Below are 19,275 nucleotides of genomic sequence, written 5' to 3'. Positions count from 1 at the left end.
AGGTAACACTCGACTCCGATGATCAAAAAGCTCGTCCTTTTGACCGGCCGGCGCGACCTGTCGGCCGAACAATTCAAAGCGCATTGGGCCGGCCCTCACGCTCAAATCATTAAGGGCATCATCGCCCACTTTCCCTCACCGGACACAGTTCGCTACACGCAAAATCGCGTGATACAGACGCTCCAGGAAATTTCTCGATTGCGAGATGCCTTCAAGGTCGACGGTATCGTCGAATTGCACGTGCCGGCGCCCAAGCCGCCTGCTAGCGCGGTGACGTCTGGCGCGGTTCAGGCGATGATCGCGGACGAGCTGCGCTTTCTTGATGGACTGACCGAATGCGTCGTCGATCCGGTCGGCGAAGATCTGAGCCTATCTGAAGCCTCTTGGAAGACCATCGTAATATCCGAGCGTCGCGAAGGCGTCGCCCTCGTCGACTACAAGTCACAACTGGAAGCAACGTATTCCTCAAAAATTGATGGGGTCCAGCAACGGTGCTTCAACTGGACGTCGCAGATTGGCTTCCGGGCCGGACTTAAGAATGAATCATCTGGGCCAGACAGCTTCGTCGAACTGTGGTTTGAAGATCGTGAACGTGCAGCCCAAGTTGTCTCGGAGGGGCTCCATAAGATGAGGGACCTTGTCAGCCGCGCTTCAGCCTTCGCAGTCGACCCCCTGAAGATACTGTGAAAGCCGAACGATACGACGTTCTAAGCGGAGACCCCACCGTCGATGACGCTGATCGTGCCCGTGATCATTTTCGACTCGGACCCCAGCAGCCAGAGAACGAGCTGCGCGACATCGGCGGCCTGGATTGCGCGCCGCAAGGGCCTTGTAGAGAGCATGCCATCGACCAATTCGTCGGCTTCCCTAGTAGATCTGCCTTCAACGCGAAATGCGTTCCTGAACATCGGCGTGTCCGTCGAACCCGGCGCTATTGCGTTGACGCGGACGTTGTGAGGTCCGAGCTCGACAGCCGCCTGCTGTGTTAGTCGAAGAACCGCGGCCTTCGACGCACCGTACAGTCCGTTCTCTGGCACCGTGCGTAGGCCGACGACCGAACCAGTATTTACGATACTGCCCTCCGCCTGTTTGATCATGACAGGCGCGACATGCTGAAGTCCCAAAAGTACACCGAGCACGTTCGTATCGAATATGGCACGATACTCCTCCGTGCTATGCTCGATCAACTTCCGCAACGGCCCCAGAATCCCAGCATTGTTGTGAAACAAGTCGATACGATCCCATCGATCGAGGGTCTTGGCGACATACATCTCGACGTCGCGGGCGACGGTCACGTCTGCCACGACTGGCAGAACGGAGTCTGAGCTAAATTCCTCCTTAAGGTGATCGAGAGCCTCTGCGTTGCGGTCCACAAGCGTAACGCGAGAACCAAGAGCGACGAGCTCGCTTGCAACCGCTCGCCCAATACCGCTCGCGGCTCCGGTCACGATTGCGATCTTTTGGTCAAACCATTCAGCCATGTTGTTCCAGTGCGGTTATCGTGTACGCCGATAAGAGGCGCAGCAAGGCGAGGATGTCCAACCCTTTGACATCAACGACTCTTCGCGGTCGGAGAAGCGGTCGCACGTAGGACTTGGGAATACAGCCAAGACTGTGCAGCGATGCTCAGCTGCCCGCCGACTTTGGCCTTCGATCCGGAAGAACAGTTCGTAACATACGAGGAATGGACAGCTCTTCTCATGGAAATAAGCTCGGCGGGAATTCGTAGGACGGAGCTTCGAGAATGACCCACCCTGACATGAAATCTCAGTCGCAAGCAGAGGCTGACGTTATCGTCGTCGGTTCAGGAGCGGCGGGCTTCACGGCCGCTATATTTGCGTCTCTGGCGGGGTGCTCGGTTCTGATCGTAGAAAAGGCGAATGCTCCCGGCGGAACGACCGGCTGGTCCGACGGCGCATTCTGGCTGCCGAACAATCATTTCCAGCAACAGAAGGGAGTCCGCGACACACGCGAAGATGCCATCAAATTCATGGCGTCCACGGCGTACCCTACTCAATTTTGTGAATCGGCGCGCTACTACGGGGTGGGCGAGCTTCGATATTCGCTCGTTGAGGCCTTCTACGACGAGGCATCTAAGGCGTTCAAGAAATTGGAGGATGTCGGTGCTTTGGTCACGCGTCACGCTGACCGTACGGACATGTTCGACCATTCGCCGTTCAACAAAGTGTCTCGGGGACGCATATTGGTCGTCAAGAAGCCCGATGGAGCCAGGGGCTTCGGAGAGGACATCATGATGCAGATCTCCAGTTACCTGGAGAAACACCGAATTCCGATCTTGCTCGGGCATCGTGTTACTTCCCTTGAATTCAACGCATTCGGCGAAGTGACCGGGGTACGGGTCACCACGCCCGAAGGCAGCAACCGAAGGATCGTGAGCCGTAAAGCGGTTGTCTTCGCCAGCGGTGGATTTGTGCACGACGCTGAGCTCGTACTTGCCCATCAATCTAGCCCCGTCTACGGGGGAACCGCGGTGCCGAGCGTGCAGGGCGACTTTGTTCGCATAGCTGGAAGAATAGGGGCAAAGCTGGGAAACATGGCCCATGGTTGGCGCTCGCAAATCGTTTTGGAACAAGCGTTGCGCGAACCGCACTCACCGAGCCACATCCTACAACCGTCCGGAGTACCAAGGCATTACTGGCAAGCACCCGGAGACAGCTGCATGTTAGTGAACAAGAATGGTGTTCGCGTGGTAAACGAAAAGCGCGCTCCACCGGAAGTATCTCTGGCTCACTCGGTCTGGGATGCCGTCGACTCGGAGTTCACCAATCAGTTCCTGTTTATGATCTACGACCGCCGCTGCGCGGAAGTCTTCGCGGGCAACTATCCGCTTCCTCACCCCGGAGAGCATGCGGATTACGTTATCCAGGCTGAGACTATTGAGCAGCTCGCGGTGGAGATTCAGAGGAGACTCGATTCTCTGATTCCAAACATTCCGCCCTTCATGCTGGGTGTCAATTTCGCTGAAAATCTCGCGGGTACAATTCTAACGTTCGACGAGAGCGCCCGCTCGGGTTGTGACACCCAATTTCAGCGCGGATCAAACATCTACGACATCGAGTTGCATCGGGAAGTGTTCTCAATTGCGCGGAAAGATACTTCTTGGCCGACCCATGATCTGCCTAACATCACGATGCACCCGTTTCAATCTTCCGGTCCTTACTGCTGCATCATCATCGCGCCAAGCCTTCTCGACACCAATGGCGGTCCCGTGATCGATGCCAAGGCCCGCGTGCTCAATAATGAAGGAAATCCAATCCCTGGCCTGTATGGTGCTGGAAACTGTATAGCGTCACCCGGAGGTCGCGCCTATTGGGGTCCCGGTGCCACGATGGGCTTGGCCACCGCTTTTGGAGCGATAGCTGGCCAGCAAGCCGCTTCCGAGCCGATCAAAATAACCTCGGTAAGTGCCGATCAGCAAAGCAATTGATTCACGTCTTATCCGGAGACCGCCAATGTCGCTTCCATCTCTGCTCGAATGAATTCTGGGACTCGATACGGAGGCAGCAATCCGGACCACAAGCCCGGTTCCCCGCGGATGATCGAGTGCGCCTACAGGAACTCAGCTATCGACGCTAAGATTTAACTTCATATGCACATACAGCTCAAGCTCTAGCCGTTTATCTGACCATCGCTCCAGGCGGCTCATTCGACACTCCATGTCATGGGTGTGTCGCGGCTCCCAAATATTGGACCCTTTCGGCTTACAACATTGAACCCAGCCCATGCTCCAATTCAAATGGATGCAGGCGCTTACTGCATATCAGGCGGGGTCAACGTTGAGCGGCAATCGAGGGTCAAAGGCCGCGCCGATTCACAGCTTTGCGGCATCCTGTCGTTGAAAACGCGTTCCAGATTTGAATGCAGAATACGGTCGTAGTCCGGTTCTCAGCTCGGCTTGGGCTTGCTCCTTTGAAGGGCTGGCGCGCCTAGAAGGCGCGCCCTGGTTTTGAAAGTTATAGACGCCGACGATCTGGCAAATAAATTAGCCGGCTATTGCCGCTTGAAGATTCCCCAGCACCTCGAGCTGTCCCATCAGAATGGTCGCGGCGGTGTAGCAATGGAAGGACTTCACCTTCCCGTTCTCGAGATGAAAGACATCGCAACACGGCGCATGGATTTCCTTTCCGGTCGCAGGAATAGTGCCGGCTGGAAGAGCAAGTGGACCTTTGTGGGTTCCGTTCAGGGATAGCTCCACGATCACCACATCTCCGGTGACGTAGATGACTTCGAGCGCGCGATGCATATCCGGGAAGGCCTTAGCGTAGATATCGACGGTCTTACCTATATCGGCACCGAAATAGCGTTGGCCGGCAGACACGTCCCAGAAATATCCATCGGGAGTGAATAGGTCGGTGAATGCGCGAGAATCCTGGGCTTCTGCGACATCGTAAAGTATGCGGATAATGCGTTCGTTCTCGGTCATAGTCGGTCCTTTCAGATTCCGTAGTATCGTTGGCGACGCAGCTGAGGATCTGCGGCGCCATCCGGGATGAAGAGAGAGCAGTTGGTGCTTGTGCCCAGCTCAGATCTGAGCTTGGCCGCCGTCGACGAAGAGCTCGATGCCGTTCACAAAGCTGGCGTCGTCGGAAGCCAGAAACACTGCGGCCTTGGCAATTTCATCGGGCTCACCGACGCGCCCCATAGGAATGCGGGAGGCGAGATAATCGAGCAGCCCCTGCTGCTGAGCAGGGTCCGGCCCTGCCAGTTCGACCAGGCCTGGTGTCTTCGTAGCGCCGGGACTAAGCGTGTTGATCCGCACGCGCCGTTCCTTGAGGTCAAGGATCCAGTTGCGGGCGAAAGATCGAACCGCAGCCTTCGATGCGGCATAGACGCTGAATGCAGCCGTTCCCTCGGTTCCGGCGGTAGAGCCCGTCAAGATGATCGAGGCACTGTCCTGGATCAGCGGCAGCGCCTTCTGAACCGTGAACAGCACACCTTTGACGTTACGATCGAAAGTGTCCGCATATTGTTGTTCGGTTATTTGACCGAGCGGCAACATGGATCCACCACCCGCATTCACAAAGAGCACGTCGATCCGACCCGCGTCGGCCTTGACCGTCTGGTAGAGCAGATCGAGGTCGGAAAGTTTCGAGGCGTCTGCCTGAACACCCGTTGCACCTCGACCGATCGCGGTCACGGCGGCATCCAGTTCGGCCTTTCGGCGGCCAGTGATGAAGACTTGGGCACCTTCTGCAACGAAACGCTTAGCCGTGGCGAGGCCGATGCCGCTGGTGCCGCCGGTAAGGACGGCGATTTTTCCATTAAGTTTCTGAGACATGTTGGTCACTCCTGCATGTTGCACACACACAAGATGACAACGCCCCCATCATTTCGATATAGAAATGATCGAAAGTCATCTTTGCAGGATTGTCGTCACCATGTCAAAACTCCCCGATTTCGAAGGGCTCGCGCTTCTCGCGAAAGTCGCCGAAGAACGCTCCTTCGCAGGCGCCGCTCGGTCCCTGAAGTTATCGGTGGCTACCGTCTCTCGGGCCATCACGCGCCTCGAGGATCGTCTTGGCGGTCAGGTGTTCAACCGAACCTCACGGAAGGTCGCGCTCACGGATTTTGGCCGACGCCTTGCCGAACGAGCCGCCAGGGTACTGGCAGAGGCGGAGCAGGCTGAAGCGGCAGCACGCGAGCTATCGAGCCTGCCACGCGGTACGATTAATCTCGCGGTCCCGATGTCATTCGGCTTGCGCGAGATAGCTCCGATCGTGCCTGCTTTCCTGCGGCAATATCCGGAGATATCGCTCAATCTGCATTTGAGCGACGCGACTGTGGATTTGATTGGCCAGGGGTTCGATGCAGCAATCAGGATTGCCGCACTTCCGGATTCGTCTTTGGTTGCCCGCCGCCTTCGGACTATGGGCCGCGTGATTGTGGCTGCGCCTTCCTACATCAAACGTTATGGGGCGCCGCAGTCGCCCGCTGAACTCAATGCGCATCATTGCCTCGGCTATGCCTACCGCGCGCGAACGAGCAGCTGGCGCTTTACGCATCCAGACGGAAGAGAGGCCTCTGTGACCCCCATCGGGCAGCTCTCCGTGACGAACATCGATGCTTTGCTGCCCACGCTCTTAGATGGGATCGGGATCGCCGAGCTTCCTTCCTTTGTCGCCGACCCTCACCTGGGCGGCGGCGCACTCAAGGTCTTGCTGCCAGATTGGAAGCTTTCCGGAGGCGGGGTTTACTTCATCACACCCGCGGCTCGCACTCGTCCGGCAAAAATCGAAGCGTTAAGCGATTTCCTGGCCGATCACTTGGCTCAACCGCGATCCTCCTAATCGATCTTCGTCTCTTCGTCCGCCGAGGTCCAGCCCAGCCGCCGGCCGGGTTGACTGTGTCGTGGCTCCGAACATTGACCCCTTTTGGCTTCCAACATTGACCGCCGCCCAATGCTCCAATTCGAAGTGGATGCGGGCGCTTAATCAAGCGGGGTCAACGTCAGAGCGCAGATCGGGGTCAAACGCCGCGCCGATTCACATCTCGGGTTATCGCCCGTTGAACGTTGCCGCTTGCGACGTGACTGACAGCAACGAGAGCTATTCGCTCTCTTCCATCGCAAACGTGACTAGCATCATCGGTTCGGCCAGCACAGTGAATTATAGCTCGAACGTTCTGACGCGAGAGGTTTACGACCTCAATTTATCGAACGACGAATTTGTGCTGTCCTTCCCGGCTCGATCATCGAAGTCTTGTTCGAGGGAAATCGATACGAGGAATATCCAGAAACAAAGGCGCCGCCCGTTGGCAGCACCTTGGATTCCAACGGTGCTCCGCATCCCGCCGTCACCGCTTCTCCGCTTGGCCGCTAAGGACATCACCTATAGCCACCCACCGATTTCCTTCGAACTTGACCAGTTGGAGGCTTTCCATAGGAGCATAGTCAAGCGGACCTGTATCGATATCGATCCCAGGAAGAAGGGTGTCGGGATGAAATCCCTTGATGTTGGCGACCTGCCTCATGACGTTCTCTCTTGTGAGGTCATCGCCGCACTGCTTGAGCACCTGGATCAAGGTTTGCGCCGCTCCGTAAGCATTCCAAGCGGGAAGGTCGCCGAGGTCGGCCGTAGGGGCATACTTCTTGATGAACTCTTTGTACTGAACAATAGACGAGTCATTCTGCCATCTCGGATCACTCACATCTCGCAGATAGGCCGTGGAAACGATGCCTTGTGCGTTTTCGAAGCCGGCCGGCCTCAACACGGTCCCGATCGAGGAACTTACCGTATTCAGCACATGAAACGGCTTCCAGCCAAGCTCCCCCACCTTACGGATGGCCTGGGCCGCGAATTTAGGAGGCGTAAAGTCGAACAGCGTATCGGCTCCCGAGGCCTTCAGCTTTACGATGTGAGTATCGATCGTCGGCTCGGTGATCTCGAAGCTATCCTCCGCAACGATCATCGAGCTGCGCTCGCCAAGACCATCCTTGACACCGCGAAGCAAGTCTCGACCGTAGTCGTCGTTCTGGTAGATGATCGCGATCTTCGCATTCGGATTCTGCGCGAGGATCATTTTGGCGTAGATGCGCCCTTCGGCACGATAGCTCGGCACAAATCCGATCGTCCATGGAAAGTGCTCAGGGTCCTCCCATTTCGAAGACGCCGCGCTGACGAAGAGCTGCGGCACTTTTTTGCTGTTCAGGTACTTCTGAACAGCCAACTGCAAAGCAGTTCCGAGTGAGCCGAACGTGAAGAGGACTTGGTCGCTTTCTACGAGGCGCCGCGTCTGCTCGACAGTCTTTGCTGGATTGAATGCATCGTCATAGGAGATGAAATTTATCTTGCGGCCATTAATACCGCCTTCGTCGTTGACTTTGCGAAAGTATCCGTCGTGAACCATTCCTATGGTCGCGAACGATGAATTTGGGCCACTATACGACATCGTTTGGCCGATTCTAATTTCGCTATCGGTCGCTCCAGGATCGTATTTGCCGGCGGCGAAGCTACCTGTTGCAGTAAGAAAGCCGAGCAAAAATGCGCTCGAACGCAATATAGAAGGCATCATCAAGCGCACGATCATCTCCCTGTTATCGCCGGTCATCCCGCGACCGGCCTCTATTCTTCTGGATTCTTGCATCTATCCGATGCAGCATTCGCCAGGTCGAATCGTCTCCGTCGAAATGCTGTTCGCCCACCGAGAACGGATGACCGCTCCGGGGACAGTATCTAGACGTTACTCGCGCACGCTTGCGAAACTTCTTCCAACGGAATTTGAGCGCGCAGACCGCGCCTGCGATCAGATCAACGACCCAAGGATCGATGTCGTTGGGTTGTTCTCCGGCGAACGAAAGGCTGACAGTTAGTCGGCCGGCCTAGTCGGTGTCCAAAGCCTCACGGGGGGATCCGATTTCTCGTATCCCTTTCCTTGAGGATAGGAGACAAGCTCCATATGAAGGCCCCAGGGTGCGACGAAATAGACCCACGACATTCCCTCTTCAGGTCCCGTCGTTACGGTCTTAACTTCTCCGAGTATCCTGGCGCCGCTCGCGCTCAAATGTTCAACCGCACGGCCGATATCCTCCGAATAAAATGCGAGATGATGACCGCCGATATCGGCATTGTTGGGCATCTCCTCCCGACGGGCAGAGCTCTTGAACTCGAACAGTTCGATGTTTGCTCCGTGCCCGGAACGGAGCATTGCAATTCCCGTGACCGTGGTCCCCTCATGGACCCCCAGATTGTCCCGCAGAAATTTGAGCGCCTCCTTCGATCGCGTGGGATCAGCAGCCGCGGTCGGACCACGCGAATGAACAAGTCGGCACCCCAACACGTCGCAAAAGAATTGAGTTGCGGCCTCGAGGTCAGGAACCGAGAGCCCGATGTGTTCGATGCCGCGAAACAGCGGCGAAGTAGACGAATGTTGATTCATAGCGCTATCTTTTGAGCTAGCCGAACTTCGGCACTTCGCCTTCGTCCAAAAGAGCTTCCGGTCCCTCGGACGGGCGCTCGCGAGCGTAATTGAATGCAGCGTTCAGGTCATTTTCCCAATTCTCCCGCGGCAGTTCGTAGAGAAGCTCGACGCCATATCCGTTTGGATCACTGACGTATACGCTGTGCGACATGCCATGATCGATCTTTCGATTGAACTTCACGCCTATGGCCTGCATGTACTGCAACTGCTCAAGCCAGGCATCGCGGGTCGGGAGCTCGATCGCAATGTGGTTGATAGAGTTCGGCGAAGTATAGATATCCCACCCCTCTTTCGGCCTCGGAGGCAGATTTGCGTTCTCGACGAACGCAATATCGTGGTGTCGGCGCGCACCTTCGTCGTATCCGCTGTAGAACCGCATCTTCGGGCGAACACGACCGTTTGGTCCTAATCCGGCGGCTAGTTGGCCCACCTGCTTGAGACCGATGACCTCGGTCCAGAACTTGTGCGTCTCCTCGATGTCGTACACGTTCAAAACCAGGTGGTTCATACCACTTGGCATGACTGGCTTGGTGGGCGCCTGCTTGCTCTCTGCTTGGCTTGTCATGGCTTGATCTCCTGTACTCTTTAGCGAATCGGCGAGAAGCTGCTCGGCATCGCGAGAATGCTTTCCTGCCTCATTATTCTAGCGTCCGGATGGAGCTTCGGCGGCCAAATGCCCTTGGCCATGGCCTGCGATCGGATATCCTGTCGCTCTGCAGCGTCACGATAGCCCCAGATGTGAATCCACTGGTTCAGCGCGCCAATCTCGGTGCGCCAGGCACCAACAAGTGGTGACATTTCGGCTCTCGCCTCAATCTTCTCACCCCAGGATTCAATGACAAGGGGCATCGATCCAAGAGAGTACGTAAATGTGCTGATTTCAAACAACGGTCCGACGTTGCGGTCCGACAGCGGGGGACAAAAGGGCGCGGGGATGAGAATCTTCGATTCCATCTCCTCGACGAACGGACGGATGTCTGGCGGCCAGCCTGGCAGTTTGTATGCTGCCTGCCGAACGCTATCGCGTTCGGCAACGTCTTTGTACGGCCAGAGGTGAATTACCTGATTGAGCGTGCCAACCTCTGTGTGCCAGAAGGCACCTAGGCGTGATAGCGGCAGGCGAACGGTCAATCCCTTCTCGAAGTTGGCCTCGAACTGCTTGGTCGAGCCCGGCTTCAGTGTGTAGGTTCGCATCTCAACAATCATGGCAGCCCCCTTACTTCGATAGCGCCGAATTCCTTCGTAAGGAGACCCCGTCCGCGCGTCCAATCGTAAGAAAGGTACGGAATTTCGCCGCTCACGAACGCCAAAAAGATTGGATGCTCTCGCTAGCGATCGAATTGCCATCAGTTCCTCCCGAGTGAGAGGCGTCGCCCTCAACTTATTGGCAGATGTTTAGGGTGATGCGCCGACAACTAACGGCCGTTCTTCAAATTGAAACAGAGAGCGCCACGTAATAGGAGACCACACTCAGTCGTTCGTGCTTCACTTTACAAGACTTCACCCCGAATGAGGACTTCGTACTATGCCGCAGAACGGCTTTAATTTTACGGACAAAACGATGCTCGTAACCGGCGCGGGCAGCGGCATTGGTCGGGCTGTCTCAATGGCTTTCTCTGAGGCGGGAGCGCGAGTCATCGTAACGGACCACGACGGTGACGCCGCCGAAGCGGTCGCCTCCAAGATCCGCTCCGCCCACGGAGATGCGATCGCAAAGCCGCTCGACGTCGGCGATCTTTCCGCTGCGTCTCAGCTCGCCGAATCCTTGAAAAAGGAGGGAGTTCTTATCGCGGGCCTAGTCAACAATGCCGGCATCGCAGGACGAAGCGTGATAGGTGGCGATCAATTCACCGAGCAGTTCAGGCGGATATTTGAAGTCAATGTTCATGGCGTCGTGAACGTTACGCAGGCGTTCCTGCCGCACCTTCGAGAGTCACGCGGCACAATCGTGAACGTCGCGTCGATCCAATCGTTCGTCGCGCTCCCCTTTCGAAGTTCGGCTTACACGACATCTAAAGGCGCGGTGGCGCAATTCACGAAAGCCAGCGCCGTCGAGCTCGCGGAGTTCGGCATTAGAGTCAACGCGGTTGCCCCGGGGCTGATCGAAACTCCGCTGACTCTCGCAGCGCGGCGAAATCCTGACTACGTCAATTACTTTCTCGAGCGCACCCCCCTTCGGCGGGTCGGGAAACCAGGGGATGTGGCCGATGCCGCGATGTTTCTTTCGTCGGATATCGCCACTTACATAACTGGTGTCGTTTTGCCGGTGGACGGTGGACTTCTGGCACTCTGACGCCGACACTTTTGCTGTCGACTTTCCATACATATTGCGGCTTTTGCGATCGAGTTATGAACAAAGATAGACAACCTTGGACGCCGGACGCGGACGAAGCGCTTCGGACGCAGGTCATCGCCGGCATGCCGTTGGTCGAGATCTGCCAGGAACTTGGTCGCTCGTTACCGGCCGTGAAAGCCAGAGCTTACAAGCTTGGGCTTCATTTCAGGATCATTGGGAAAGGGCGCCGCGGGTTAGCGAGATGGGGGTGAGCGAAGTCTTCGCTTGCCTAGCTAGGGCTACAGCTTTTTCAACGGCATCGATTTGTTAGCCGACGGTGGTGCTGACCCAGATTTTGGGCTACGAACGGAGGCGAGCCGATTTGCCTCAGTTACTGCATCAGCAAGATCAGGGGTTCGGTGTTTGCGCCAAGCGCCTCGAGCGGCCGATGAACGATTTTCGGGCTGGCGGCCGCAAGACCCCAGCCCGATCGGCCCCCCGCGTCCAACGCGCTTTCCTGCTTAAGCGACGCGTTTCTCCTTCGATTTCGCCTGGAGAAACTCGATGTTGATGCGGTTGAATTCGTCCGCCTTTTCAAGATGCGGGAAGTGGGAGACGCCAGTCATTTCTACAATCTTCGAGTTTTTCAGAAGCTTGGCGTAAGCGTAAGCGCTGTCCAAGAATACGTCTTTGTGGCTTACAGCGGCAACGATCAAAAACTCCGCCTGTATCTTCTTTACTTCCTCATCGCTGATCGCGTTCTTGTTCCATGTGTCTGGATCGAGACCATCCAGAATGTTCTCCATCGCCCGCTTCATTTCGGGTTGGCGATAGATGATCTGACGCAGCGCGAGAAGATCGGCCGGCCGCTTGGTCGGATCTGAGATCAAGTGAGCAAAGACCTCGTCCATTGCCTGCCACGTCGGATTTACGACGGCGGCGATGCGCCGATCACGGCTTGCGCCCATGAGCTTCCTGTTCTTTTCGATCTCTGCTTCGTCGACATAGGGACGCCCCCAAGCCGACAACATCGTCACCTTCTCGACGCGCTCAGGGTACATAGATGCGAACTTTGTCGCGACCCACGACCCCAGTGACAGGCCGAGCAGCGATGCTTTCTCAATCGACATCGCGTCCATAAATGCGCGGAGGTGCTCGGCATACTCCACGGTGCTCCTCGCTCGATCCGGCTTTCCGCTGAAGCCGTGACCGATCATGTCGTATCCGTACGTATCGAAATGCTCTGCATGCGCTGCGAGATTACAGTAGAGGTTCTCCCAGCTCCCCCCCATACCATGCAGCATAATCAGTTTTGGAGCCGACTTGGGCCCTGCGTTGACATACCGCGTACGGACGCCGGCATCGACGTAATCCTGCCGCAGGGGCAATTTGCACAAATCAGTCCAAATGCTTGTGTAGTTCTCGTTCATAAGAAATGCTCCTGCAGGGCTAACATAAAGGCTCGCGATGCTATGCGCGCGCGAGCCGCCGGGTCGATTCGTTTCAAGAGTGCTCGCCTTCTCATTCCGCGAAGGCGCACCGCCACATCGGGACGATCAGTCATTTGCCGAGACGGGACCGCGGGTTTCGCTACCTCCGCTTATCGCCCGAGATCATGCAGCTTGATCTTATGCGTCTCCCGTGCCGTCGCAGCGGAAGCGGCAGCTGCGACGCAACAGCACGCGATAAAGATCGCCACGGGAAGCCACCCCGTCGGCCCGCTTTGCGCCAGACTTTGGCTAATTGCGGGGGTAAAGCCTGCTGCTAGGAAACCGAGATTGGTGCCAACCGCCATGCCAGAGTAGCGGACTCGTGTCTCGAACATCTCGCCGAAGAAGGAGGGCCAAATCGCATTGGTAGCGCCATAGAAGACGCCCGACATGAGCATGGCGACGCCAACGATCAACCACGCGTTGCCATGAGCGATGGCCATGAGATATGGAAACACCGTCAACGCGCACCCTACGGAGCCCACGATGAAGATAGGCTTGCGGCCGACACGATCGCCGAGCATCGCCCAGAATGGCTGAACTACGAGTGCCAGCGCATTTCCCATGACGCCTGCCCATAATATGACCGGCCCAGACACTTTAAACTCCGACGTACCATAGCTGAGCGCGAACACAGTCGTCAGCGAACTGATGCAAGAGATTAGAGAACAGACAATGACGCGGCTCACGTCCGCCCAGTAGTCTCGCATCAATAAAACGATCGGAAATCTCTCGATCTCGCGCCGATCCTTCAGCCGCGCAAACTCGGGCGCTTCCGGCATCCCTCGCCTGACCAAATAGGCCACGACAAGCACGACGAAGCTAAGAATGAAGGGAATACGCCAGCCCCAGTTTAGAAGCTGTTCCTGGGGGAGCGCCGCGACGGGAATGAAAGCGAACTTTGCCAATATCGCTCCCGCTTGAACTCCACTGAGCGTCCAGCTTGTGAAGAACGCCCGATCGCCCGAGGACGCGTGCTCGAGCGTCAGAGAGTTCGAGCCCGATTGCTCTCCTGCTGCGGAAAGACCCTGTATGAGCCGGAGCAAGACGAGAATAATCGGCGCCGCATTGCCGATCGTTCTCGCATCGGGAAGAAGCCCGATGGCCAGCGTGGAAACTCCCATCATCAAAAGCGTTACAACGAGAACAGACTTGCGCCCTACTCTGTCGCCGAAGTGACCGATGACGACAGCTCCGATAGGTCGCGCAAGGAAAGCAACCCCGAAACTTGCGAGCGAGACGAGTCTGGCCGAAGCGGGGTCCAGCCCTACGAAGAATATCTTAGGAAAGATAAACGCCGCGGCAGCGCCGTAAATGATGAAGTCATAGTATTCAAGCATGCTCCCGACGAAGCTGACGAGCGCGGAACGTCGGGCCATTTCGTTAGCATCGCTCGCGCTTCCGCCCTTCGGTCTAAAGGTAAATCGAATCGCCACAACTCCCCTCCGGCCGAAAATGTCCATTCGCGGTGGACCTTAGGGCGATGACCTTTTAGAGGTCTATTTGTCTGTGGCGCTTTGCTTTTCGCACCGGGCGAAGCCCCTAGCGGGCAAATTATGCCGGCGACCGAGCGGCGTGCCAAAACCGGCCAATCGAGGCTTCGTTCATTCGATAATGCTTTTTTCAGTTCGGCCGACCAAGTAGGAGGACGTAAAGCCCTGCGTCGAAATGTCCGCCGCGAGTATTCACCCAAACGTATCTTTTGACCACGGACGGCGATCGGGTCTGCACTTCGAGCGTTCAGGTCAACCCGTAGCGGCGGGCACGCTCGGCGAACATGGCGTAGTCGAGCGTTGCTTCGAACTCTGGAACTACGTCTCGGACACCGGGGATCGCGTCAGCGCTTTCCAGTCTCGCAAAATCTCTCAAGACTTCACGTACCCCGAGGAAGGCGGCGTAGAGCGCGAGGCCGTAGTAGAGCACGACCTTTGCGCCGGCGGCTTGTTCGGCTGCCAGCGCGACTCCCGGCTTGTCGGTGATCACGATCGGAGTTGAAATGTGTTCTCGGATGCGGACTACCTGCTCTGGCGACACCCGCGTTGGCATCACAAGGTCTGCGCCCGCGTCGCTGTATGCCTTCAGTCGATCTACGACTTCGTCAAGGCTACCGGAAATCCATAGTGCATCCGTCCTGGCGATGATTAGGAAATTTGGATCCGAGCGCGCCTCGACTGCCGCTCGGATACGAGCCGCAGCTTCACTCGTGGTCGTCATTCTTGGAGCGACCTGAGCGTGTTTACCAAATTCGTGGTCCTCGATATGGATCGCGCAAACGCCGCTCGTTTCAAAGGCTTCAACGGTTTTCCAGATATTTGCGGCATTGAACCAGCCGGTTTCTGCGTCGCATATAACCGGCAAGTCCACCGCTCGAACGATGGTCGACGCGTGCGACGCCATCTCTTCTAACGTTACCAATCCAACGTCCGGTGCACCGAAGCGTGCCGCTGACGTGGCATAGCTTCCAAGATAGACCGCCTGGAAACCTTCGCTCTCAACTAACCTGGCGCTTAGGGCGTCGTACGCTCCTGGAGCTACGATCGTGTTCGGCTCCGCGAGACGCTCCCGGAAACACCGTCGTCGTTCGGTCGCATTCAACCTACGATCCGCTTTTTTCATGGTGCATCTCCGATCTACTCGCGGACGACGGGACGGCCTCCGGTAACCGTCCCCGCAGCGCGTTCATAACAATCCGCCGATCGGTGCCTGCCACAACGATCCTCGATCCCATCGATGCGATCAGTTCTTGATCCTGAGTGGAGCTACCCGATCCGAAGATCGTCCACACAACTTCCGCGCCGTTCGATCTCGCGCTGTTAGCAATTTCTCGACAAGCCTCGATTACCGCAGCGTGCGATGTTCGACCTGGCAGGCCCAGGGCATGCGCCAGATCGAACGGTCCGAGCATGATCGCATCTACGCCGGGAACGGCCGAGATCTCATTCGCAGACTTCAGCGCCTCGGGTGACTCCAATAGCAGCCACACCGTCGTATCGCAGTTGCTGGTGGTCGCGAATTCTTTCCAATCTCTCACTTGATGCCAAGTCGCCCGCGTTCCGGGACACGCTCCTCGCGTGCCACCATTTGCACCGTCCAGGTATTTGGCCGCGGATACGATCGCGCGGGCCTCGTCCGCGCTTTTGACGTTCGGGACAATGACACCCATTGCGCCAGCGTCGAGAACCCTCATGATAAAGCTTGGAGTTTGGTCCGGCACCCTTACGACCGGCGTGACCCCGGATGCTTCCGCCGCTCTAATCAGCGGAATCAGACCGTCGAAGCCGAAAGAACCGTGCTCGCAGTCGAGATAGACAAAATCGAATCCTGCCGCCGCGGCCATTTCGATGATTTCGGCGGAGTTGGTCTGCACGCCAATTCCCCACGCTGAACGCCCCTCCAAGAGAGCCAATTTGATCCGATTGAGCCTTTTGCGCTGAACCATGTCGAGCATCTTTAAGATTTCCCTCTTGCGACCGCCGCCCCCAATAGTCGAGGCGCAAAGCCGCTGCGCATCCTACGACCGCCCTCCTCTCTACTAGGTCACGGCCGACCAAGTCCCACCGGGGGAAAATTGAACGATTTGCTCAATCTGCCTTGTGACCATGATCAACTTCCTCGCCGCAAACTTCCATCGGCGATCGTCTTTGCTATAAACGTCTTCGTATCGCATCAAAAACTGGTACGACATGCCTACGGGGTCCCTGCCCGGCGATACGAAGTCGTAGTCGAAGAGATGATGGGCCGCGCAGTACACGACCCCCGTGGTTTCGCTTGCTCCGAACTGAATGACCTGCGTGAGGACAGCGTGAAATGTGTTTCTAAAAGTGGAATGAAGCCGACGGGGAACGTCCATTATCTCGTCAAGGCCAGTGAACGCAGGGCGCCCAGCCGTTTGCCAAACAGAGTCCTGCGTAAAGAGCTGCCGCCACTCATCGAAGTCGCTTCGATCCAACGCAAGCGCGTAACGGTGTGAGAGATTCTTTATCTCCGCCTCGTCACGCATCCGCTCGCTGTCAAAATGGTCCATGTCTCTCAAGCCATCCGATCGTTTTCTTACTATTCACCAAGCGAAGCGGCCCGAACGTAGCTCAATTAACCCCATAGCTCGCCGCTTGATCAATTCGCATTTCGTGAAAAGTCATTCGCTTGCCGCGCTCGCCGAATTCTCCAAGCCCGAAGGGCCGCTTTCAGCTTGCGAATCGACTTGGGGACAATTTGCTTTGACTTCGCCAATCTGAAAAAAGGTGCAACATGGCCGATTGGTTCGCGGAACGGACAGCTATAATTATAGGATGCGCAAGCGGCATCGGGCTGGCAATCGCTTCCAAGCTCTTGGCCTTGGGGAGTAAGCTGACCATAGTCGATAGAGACCGTGCGGCGCTCCAAACGGCTCTCGGAACAAGAAGCGAAATTCTGACTATCGAGGCGGACGTGACCGATAGGCGCCAGGTCGGACGCTAGGTTCAAGCGACCCTCGATCGCTATGGCCGCCTCGATATGTTCCACAACAACGCCGGCGTTCTTGGCCTGCGGACGCCGCTCTTAGATTTCACAGACGACAGCTATCGCGATGTCTTCGATGTCAATGTGTTTGGCATGCCGCTCGGGCTGCAGGTGGTCGCGAAAGCGGTGATTGCACTGTCCAGTGGATCAATCGTCAATACCGCTTCCGAGTGGTGTATCGGCCGAGCCGGGAGCTATGGCACGCACTACGATCCTCTTCCAATGGCATTGTGGACGTCGATGCGGAGCGGGATCGGGCGACTTCTTCTCAATTGCGCAATCGCCCTCTCGGCAAGCCGATCTTGGCCGAAGATGTCGCGGATTTGGTGGTTTGGTTGCTCGGGCCCTCCTCGGCGATGATCACTGGATCCGTCAATGTCATCGATGGCGGCGTCTTGGCGTAGACCTCAAGTTGCTCGATTGGACCGCGCGGCCATTGCAGTAAGCGCACCAAGCAAAATGAAGGCGGTCGCAGTGATCAACACGGCCCTCGTACCAGTGACGTCTTGGGATATCCCGGAGCAGGCGACACACGAGACGCGAGCCCAATGGGCGATACCCACCAGCAGAGCTAGTCCAGTGCCGCCGCCGATCCACATCGCTGTTGAGACAAGGCTGGAAGACGCGCCTTGACGATCCGAAGAAACACCTTGCCCTGCCAAGATCCACAAACCACTCCATGTCGCCCCTTGGCCGAAGCCGAACAAGAGAAGCGAGGGAATCATCGGAATGAGCCCGTACGCAGGATCGATAGCGAGAGCAAGGCTGAATGTACCTGCGGCCCCTACGAGCAGGCTCGAAACTAGCAGCTTGCGCACACCGACACGCGCCTCCATGCGAGCACCCATCTGTGTACCGAGCATGATACTTAGGCTCGGAACAAAAAGGGTTGCTCCCGTCTCGATCGGCGAATAGCCGTATGCGTTCTGAAACATTAGTGTAAGAAAGTAGGGCACCGTCATGAATGTGCCCATCAAAACCGCGGCCAACACCATCGCGATTCGGACACCGGGCAAAAGTAAAAGCGCTCCATCGATGAGCGGATCGGCCACCGATCGCTCAACAGCAATGCAGATGATTGCACTTGCGATCGAACCGCCGAAAAGCAACATCGAACGCATTGAAATTAGTCCATCGACCGGCGCGCTCGTTAAAAAACACAACAGCAACGTCACGCTCGCGGCAGCTGCTATCGCACCGCGGATATCAAACGATCGCCGACGTATGCTCCTCCCGTCAGTAGGCAGGGCGAATAATGCACTAATCGCGGTCGCGGCCGCGATCGGAACGTTTATGAGAAAGACCGACTGCCAGCCGAACGAGGCGACGAGGACACCTCCCGCCAAGGCGCCCATCGTAGCACCAGACGAAGAGATAAGGCTCCATACTCCGAGAGCCCGATTGCGCTCAACGCCTTCTGCGAAGATGGTGTTTATCAAGGCGACAGTCGAAGGAAACAATATAGACCCTCCGACGCCCTGGACGATGCGAGCGGCGATTACCATTTCTATCGACTTCGCGGCGGCGCCGATCACCGATCCTATCCCAAACACGATTAGAGAGAAGACGAAGGTACGTCTTCGACCCAGCAGGTCAGCTGCTCGCCCTCCAAGCATCAAGCAGCCGCTGTAAGCGAGCGAAAATCCGGTTACGACCCACTGGAGCTTCGCCAGCGGCACATCAAGACTCCGGGCGATGTGGGGAAGAGCCAGGATAACGATGTTGAAATGAAGCGCGGTCATGGCTGACGCACTGGCCAGAACCGAAAGCGCAAATCCCTCTCGAAGTCGACGTCCGAACGTTGAACTTTCGGCGATCCGTCCCCCGATCGCGAGAAGGTTCTCATCCTCGGCGGAGTCGTTACGCTTATCCAAAATGTATTGCCCCGCCGGTCGCTACCGAACTCATGCTTCATTGAGCCGAGGTCATTCGGGCTCCCGCACTCGATGCGCCCTTCTAAACGCACTTCCGCGGGGAACCCAGCCTTGGTTTGTTCAAGGTCGACAGACCTCCTCGCGGGTCGTCAACGAGCGCAAATTAGGCTCGTCAACGACCAACTGTCGAATCGGTAAA

At 56.8% G+C, this 19,275-nt stretch carries 18 protein-coding genes and 1 pseudogene; 6 read left to right on the top strand and 13 right to left on the bottom strand.

Annotation, left to right across the window (positions count from 1 at the left end; translation table 11 throughout):
• The first annotated feature begins 18 nt into the window (after positions 1-18).
• On the top strand, positions 19-687 hold the full coding sequence (locus tag BM222_RS20040; RefSeq protein ID WP_092230746.1) for an EthD domain-containing protein: 669 nt from the start codon (positions 19-21) through the stop codon (positions 685-687).
• A gap of 20 nt (positions 688-707) precedes the next feature.
• Here BM222_RS20040 and BM222_RS20035 read toward each other — a convergent pair whose 3' ends face one another.
• Positions 708-1,481, bottom strand: coding sequence for an SDR family NAD(P)-dependent oxidoreductase (locus BM222_RS20035; protein WP_092230743.1), 774 nt, complete (start codon positions 1,479-1,481; stop codon positions 708-710).
• 263 nt (positions 1,482-1,744) lie between these two features.
• Here BM222_RS20035 and BM222_RS20030 point away from each other — a divergent pair, with 263 nt between their 5' ends.
• On the top strand, positions 1,745-3,448 hold the full coding sequence (locus BM222_RS20030; protein ID WP_092230740.1) for an FAD-dependent oxidoreductase: 1,704 nt from the start codon (positions 1,745-1,747) through the stop codon (positions 3,446-3,448).
• A gap of 555 nt (positions 3,449-4,003) precedes the next feature.
• On the opposite strand, the gene BM222_RS20025 is transcribed toward BM222_RS20030, so the two are convergent.
• Together BM222_RS20025 and BM222_RS20020 are read right to left on the bottom strand one after the other, a co-directional pair.
• Positions 4,004-4,444, bottom strand: coding sequence for a nuclear transport factor 2 family protein (locus tag BM222_RS20025; protein ID WP_092230737.1), 441 nt, complete (start codon positions 4,442-4,444; stop codon positions 4,004-4,006).
• Between the two features lie 99 nt (positions 4,445-4,543).
• A complete protein-coding gene (locus BM222_RS20020; protein ID WP_092230998.1) occupies positions 4,544-5,299 on the bottom strand; it encodes an SDR family NAD(P)-dependent oxidoreductase in 756 nt (251 codons plus the stop codon).
• A gap of 100 nt (positions 5,300-5,399) precedes the next feature.
• Here BM222_RS20020 and BM222_RS20015 point away from each other — a divergent pair, with 100 nt between their 5' ends.
• On the top strand, positions 5,400-6,308 hold the full coding sequence (locus BM222_RS20015; RefSeq protein ID WP_092230995.1) for a LysR family transcriptional regulator: 909 nt from the start codon (positions 5,400-5,402) through the stop codon (positions 6,306-6,308).
• Positions 6,309-6,813: 505 nt separating this feature from the next.
• Here BM222_RS20015 and BM222_RS20010 read toward each other — a convergent pair.
• The 4 genes from BM222_RS20010 to BM222_RS19995 form a co-directional block, all read right to left on the bottom strand.
• Complete coding sequence (locus tag BM222_RS20010) at positions 6,814-8,028, bottom strand: ABC transporter substrate-binding protein (protein ID WP_092230992.1); 1,215 nt, start codon at positions 8,026-8,028, stop codon at positions 6,814-6,816.
• 297 nt (positions 8,029-8,325) lie between these two features.
• Complete coding sequence (locus BM222_RS20005) at positions 8,326-8,895, bottom strand: VOC family protein (protein WP_092230735.1); 570 nt, start codon at positions 8,893-8,895, stop codon at positions 8,326-8,328.
• A gap of 16 nt (positions 8,896-8,911) precedes the next feature.
• Positions 8,912-9,502, bottom strand: a complete 591-nt coding sequence (locus BM222_RS20000; RefSeq protein WP_092230732.1) for a VOC family protein — start codon at positions 9,500-9,502, stop codon at positions 8,912-8,914.
• A gap of 20 nt (positions 9,503-9,522) precedes the next feature.
• Entirely contained in the window at positions 9,523-10,143 is a 621-nt protein-coding gene (locus tag BM222_RS19995; RefSeq protein ID WP_177243330.1) for an NIPSNAP family protein, read from the bottom strand.
• A 319-nt stretch (positions 10,144-10,462) separates the two neighbouring features.
• Between BM222_RS19995 and BM222_RS19990 the strand changes: the two genes are divergently transcribed.
• On the top strand, positions 10,463-11,230 hold the full coding sequence (locus BM222_RS19990; protein WP_092230727.1) for an SDR family NAD(P)-dependent oxidoreductase: 768 nt from the start codon (positions 10,463-10,465) through the stop codon (positions 11,228-11,230).
• A gap of 503 nt (positions 11,231-11,733) precedes the next feature.
• Here the strand turns inward: BM222_RS19990 and BM222_RS19980 are convergent.
• The 5 genes from BM222_RS19980 to BM222_RS43350 all read right to left on the bottom strand — a co-directional run bounded on the left by BM222_RS19980 (position 11,734) and on the right by BM222_RS43350 (position 16,702).
• Entirely contained in the window at positions 11,734-12,642 is a 909-nt protein-coding gene (locus tag BM222_RS19980) for an alpha/beta fold hydrolase (protein WP_092230720.1), read from the bottom strand.
• A 170-nt stretch (positions 12,643-12,812) separates the two neighbouring features.
• Positions 12,813-14,081: an MFS transporter gene (locus tag BM222_RS19975; RefSeq protein WP_283810248.1), complete on the bottom strand. Its 1,269-nt coding sequence runs from the start codon at positions 14,079-14,081 to the stop codon at positions 12,813-12,815.
• Between the two features lie 361 nt (positions 14,082-14,442).
• Positions 14,443-15,318: an isocitrate lyase/PEP mutase family protein gene (locus BM222_RS19970; RefSeq protein ID WP_092230714.1), complete on the bottom strand. Its 876-nt coding sequence runs from the start codon at positions 15,316-15,318 to the stop codon at positions 14,443-14,445.
• Positions 15,299-16,150, bottom strand: a complete 852-nt coding sequence (locus BM222_RS19965) for an HpcH/HpaI aldolase family protein (RefSeq protein WP_092230711.1) — start codon at positions 16,148-16,150, stop codon at positions 15,299-15,301. Before BM222_RS19965 ends, BM222_RS19970 begins: the two co-directional genes overlap by 20 nt.
• Positions 16,151-16,234: 84 nt before the next feature.
• Positions 16,235-16,702, bottom strand: coding sequence for a nuclear transport factor 2 family protein (locus BM222_RS43350; RefSeq protein ID WP_502690906.1), 468 nt, complete (start codon positions 16,700-16,702; stop codon positions 16,235-16,237).
• A gap of 248 nt (positions 16,703-16,950) precedes the next feature.
• Between BM222_RS43350 and BM222_RS42180 the strand changes: the two are divergent.
• A pseudogene (locus tag BM222_RS42180) lies at positions 16,951-17,421 on the top strand (SDR family NAD(P)-dependent oxidoreductase); the annotation flags it as partial.
• The gene (locus BM222_RS42835; RefSeq protein WP_349509865.1) at positions 17,373-17,606 is read left to right on the top strand and encodes an SDR family oxidoreductase; all 234 of its coding nucleotides are present in this window, start codon (positions 17,373-17,375) and stop codon (positions 17,604-17,606) included. The pseudogene BM222_RS42180 and the gene BM222_RS42835, both read left to right, overlap by 49 nt.
• A gap of 3 nt (positions 17,607-17,609) precedes the next feature.
• Here the strand turns inward: BM222_RS42835 and BM222_RS19945 are convergent, their stop codons facing one another.
• On the bottom strand, positions 17,610-19,076 hold the full coding sequence (locus BM222_RS19945; RefSeq protein ID WP_143106002.1) for an MFS transporter: 1,467 nt from the start codon (positions 19,074-19,076) through the stop codon (positions 17,610-17,612).
• Positions 19,077-19,275 lie beyond the last annotated feature (199 nt).

This window comes from Bradyrhizobium sp. Gha (assembly GCF_900113735.1).
GTDB lineage: Bacteria > Pseudomonadota > Alphaproteobacteria > Rhizobiales > Xanthobacteraceae > Bradyrhizobium.
Note: the sequence above shows the minus strand (reverse complement) of the source record. Positions and strands in the feature narration are given on the sequence as shown.

What these genes read in the sequence shown, in the direction of transcription:
- BM222_RS20040 (WP_092230746.1), top strand. Translation starts at nt 19, where the DNA reads ATGATCAAAAAGCTCGTCCTTTTGACCGGCCGGCGCGACCTGTCGGCC.
- BM222_RS20035 (WP_092230743.1), bottom strand. Translation starts at nt 1,481, where the DNA reads ATGGCTGAATGGTTTGACCAAAAGATCGCAATCGTGACCGGAGCCGCG.
- BM222_RS20030 (WP_092230740.1), top strand. Translation starts at nt 1,745, where the DNA reads ATGACCCACCCTGACATGAAATCTCAGTCGCAAGCAGAGGCTGACGTT.
- BM222_RS20025 (WP_092230737.1), bottom strand. Translation starts at nt 4,444, where the DNA reads ATGACCGAGAACGAACGCATTATCCGCATACTTTACGATGTCGCAGAA.
- BM222_RS20020 (WP_092230998.1), bottom strand. Translation starts at nt 5,299, where the DNA reads ATGTCTCAGAAACTTAATGGAAAAATCGCCGTCCTTACCGGCGGCACC.
- BM222_RS20015 (WP_092230995.1), top strand. Translation starts at nt 5,400, where the DNA reads ATGTCAAAACTCCCCGATTTCGAAGGGCTCGCGCTTCTCGCGAAAGTC.
- BM222_RS20010 (WP_092230992.1), bottom strand. Translation starts at nt 8,028, where the DNA reads ATGCCTTCTATATTGCGTTCGAGCGCATTTTTGCTCGGCTTTCTTACT.
- BM222_RS20005 (WP_092230735.1), bottom strand. Translation starts at nt 8,895, where the DNA reads ATGAATCAACATTCGTCTACTTCGCCGCTGTTTCGCGGCATCGAACAC.
- BM222_RS20000 (WP_092230732.1), bottom strand. Translation starts at nt 9,502, where the DNA reads ATGACAAGCCAAGCAGAGAGCAAGCAGGCGCCCACCAAGCCAGTCATG.
- BM222_RS19995 (WP_177243330.1), bottom strand. Translation starts at nt 10,143, where the DNA reads ATGATTGTTGAGATGCGAACCTACACACTGAAGCCGGGCTCGACCAAG.
- BM222_RS19990 (WP_092230727.1), top strand. Translation starts at nt 10,463, where the DNA reads ATGCCGCAGAACGGCTTTAATTTTACGGACAAAACGATGCTCGTAACC.
- BM222_RS19980 (WP_092230720.1), bottom strand. Translation starts at nt 12,642, where the DNA reads ATGAACGAGAACTACACAAGCATTTGGACTGATTTGTGCAAATTGCCC.
- BM222_RS19975 (WP_283810248.1), bottom strand. Translation starts at nt 14,081, where the DNA reads ATGGCCCGACGTTCCGCGCTCGTCAGCTTCGTCGGGAGCATGCTTGAA.
- BM222_RS19970 (WP_092230714.1), bottom strand. Translation starts at nt 15,318, where the DNA reads ATGAAAAAAGCGGATCGTAGGTTGAATGCGACCGAACGACGACGGTGT.
- BM222_RS19965 (WP_092230711.1), bottom strand. Translation starts at nt 16,150, where the DNA reads ATGCTCGACATGGTTCAGCGCAAAAGGCTCAATCGGATCAAATTGGCT.
- BM222_RS43350 (WP_502690906.1), bottom strand. Translation starts at nt 16,702, where the DNA reads ATGCGTGACGAGGCGGAGATAAAGAATCTCTCACACCGTTACGCGCTT.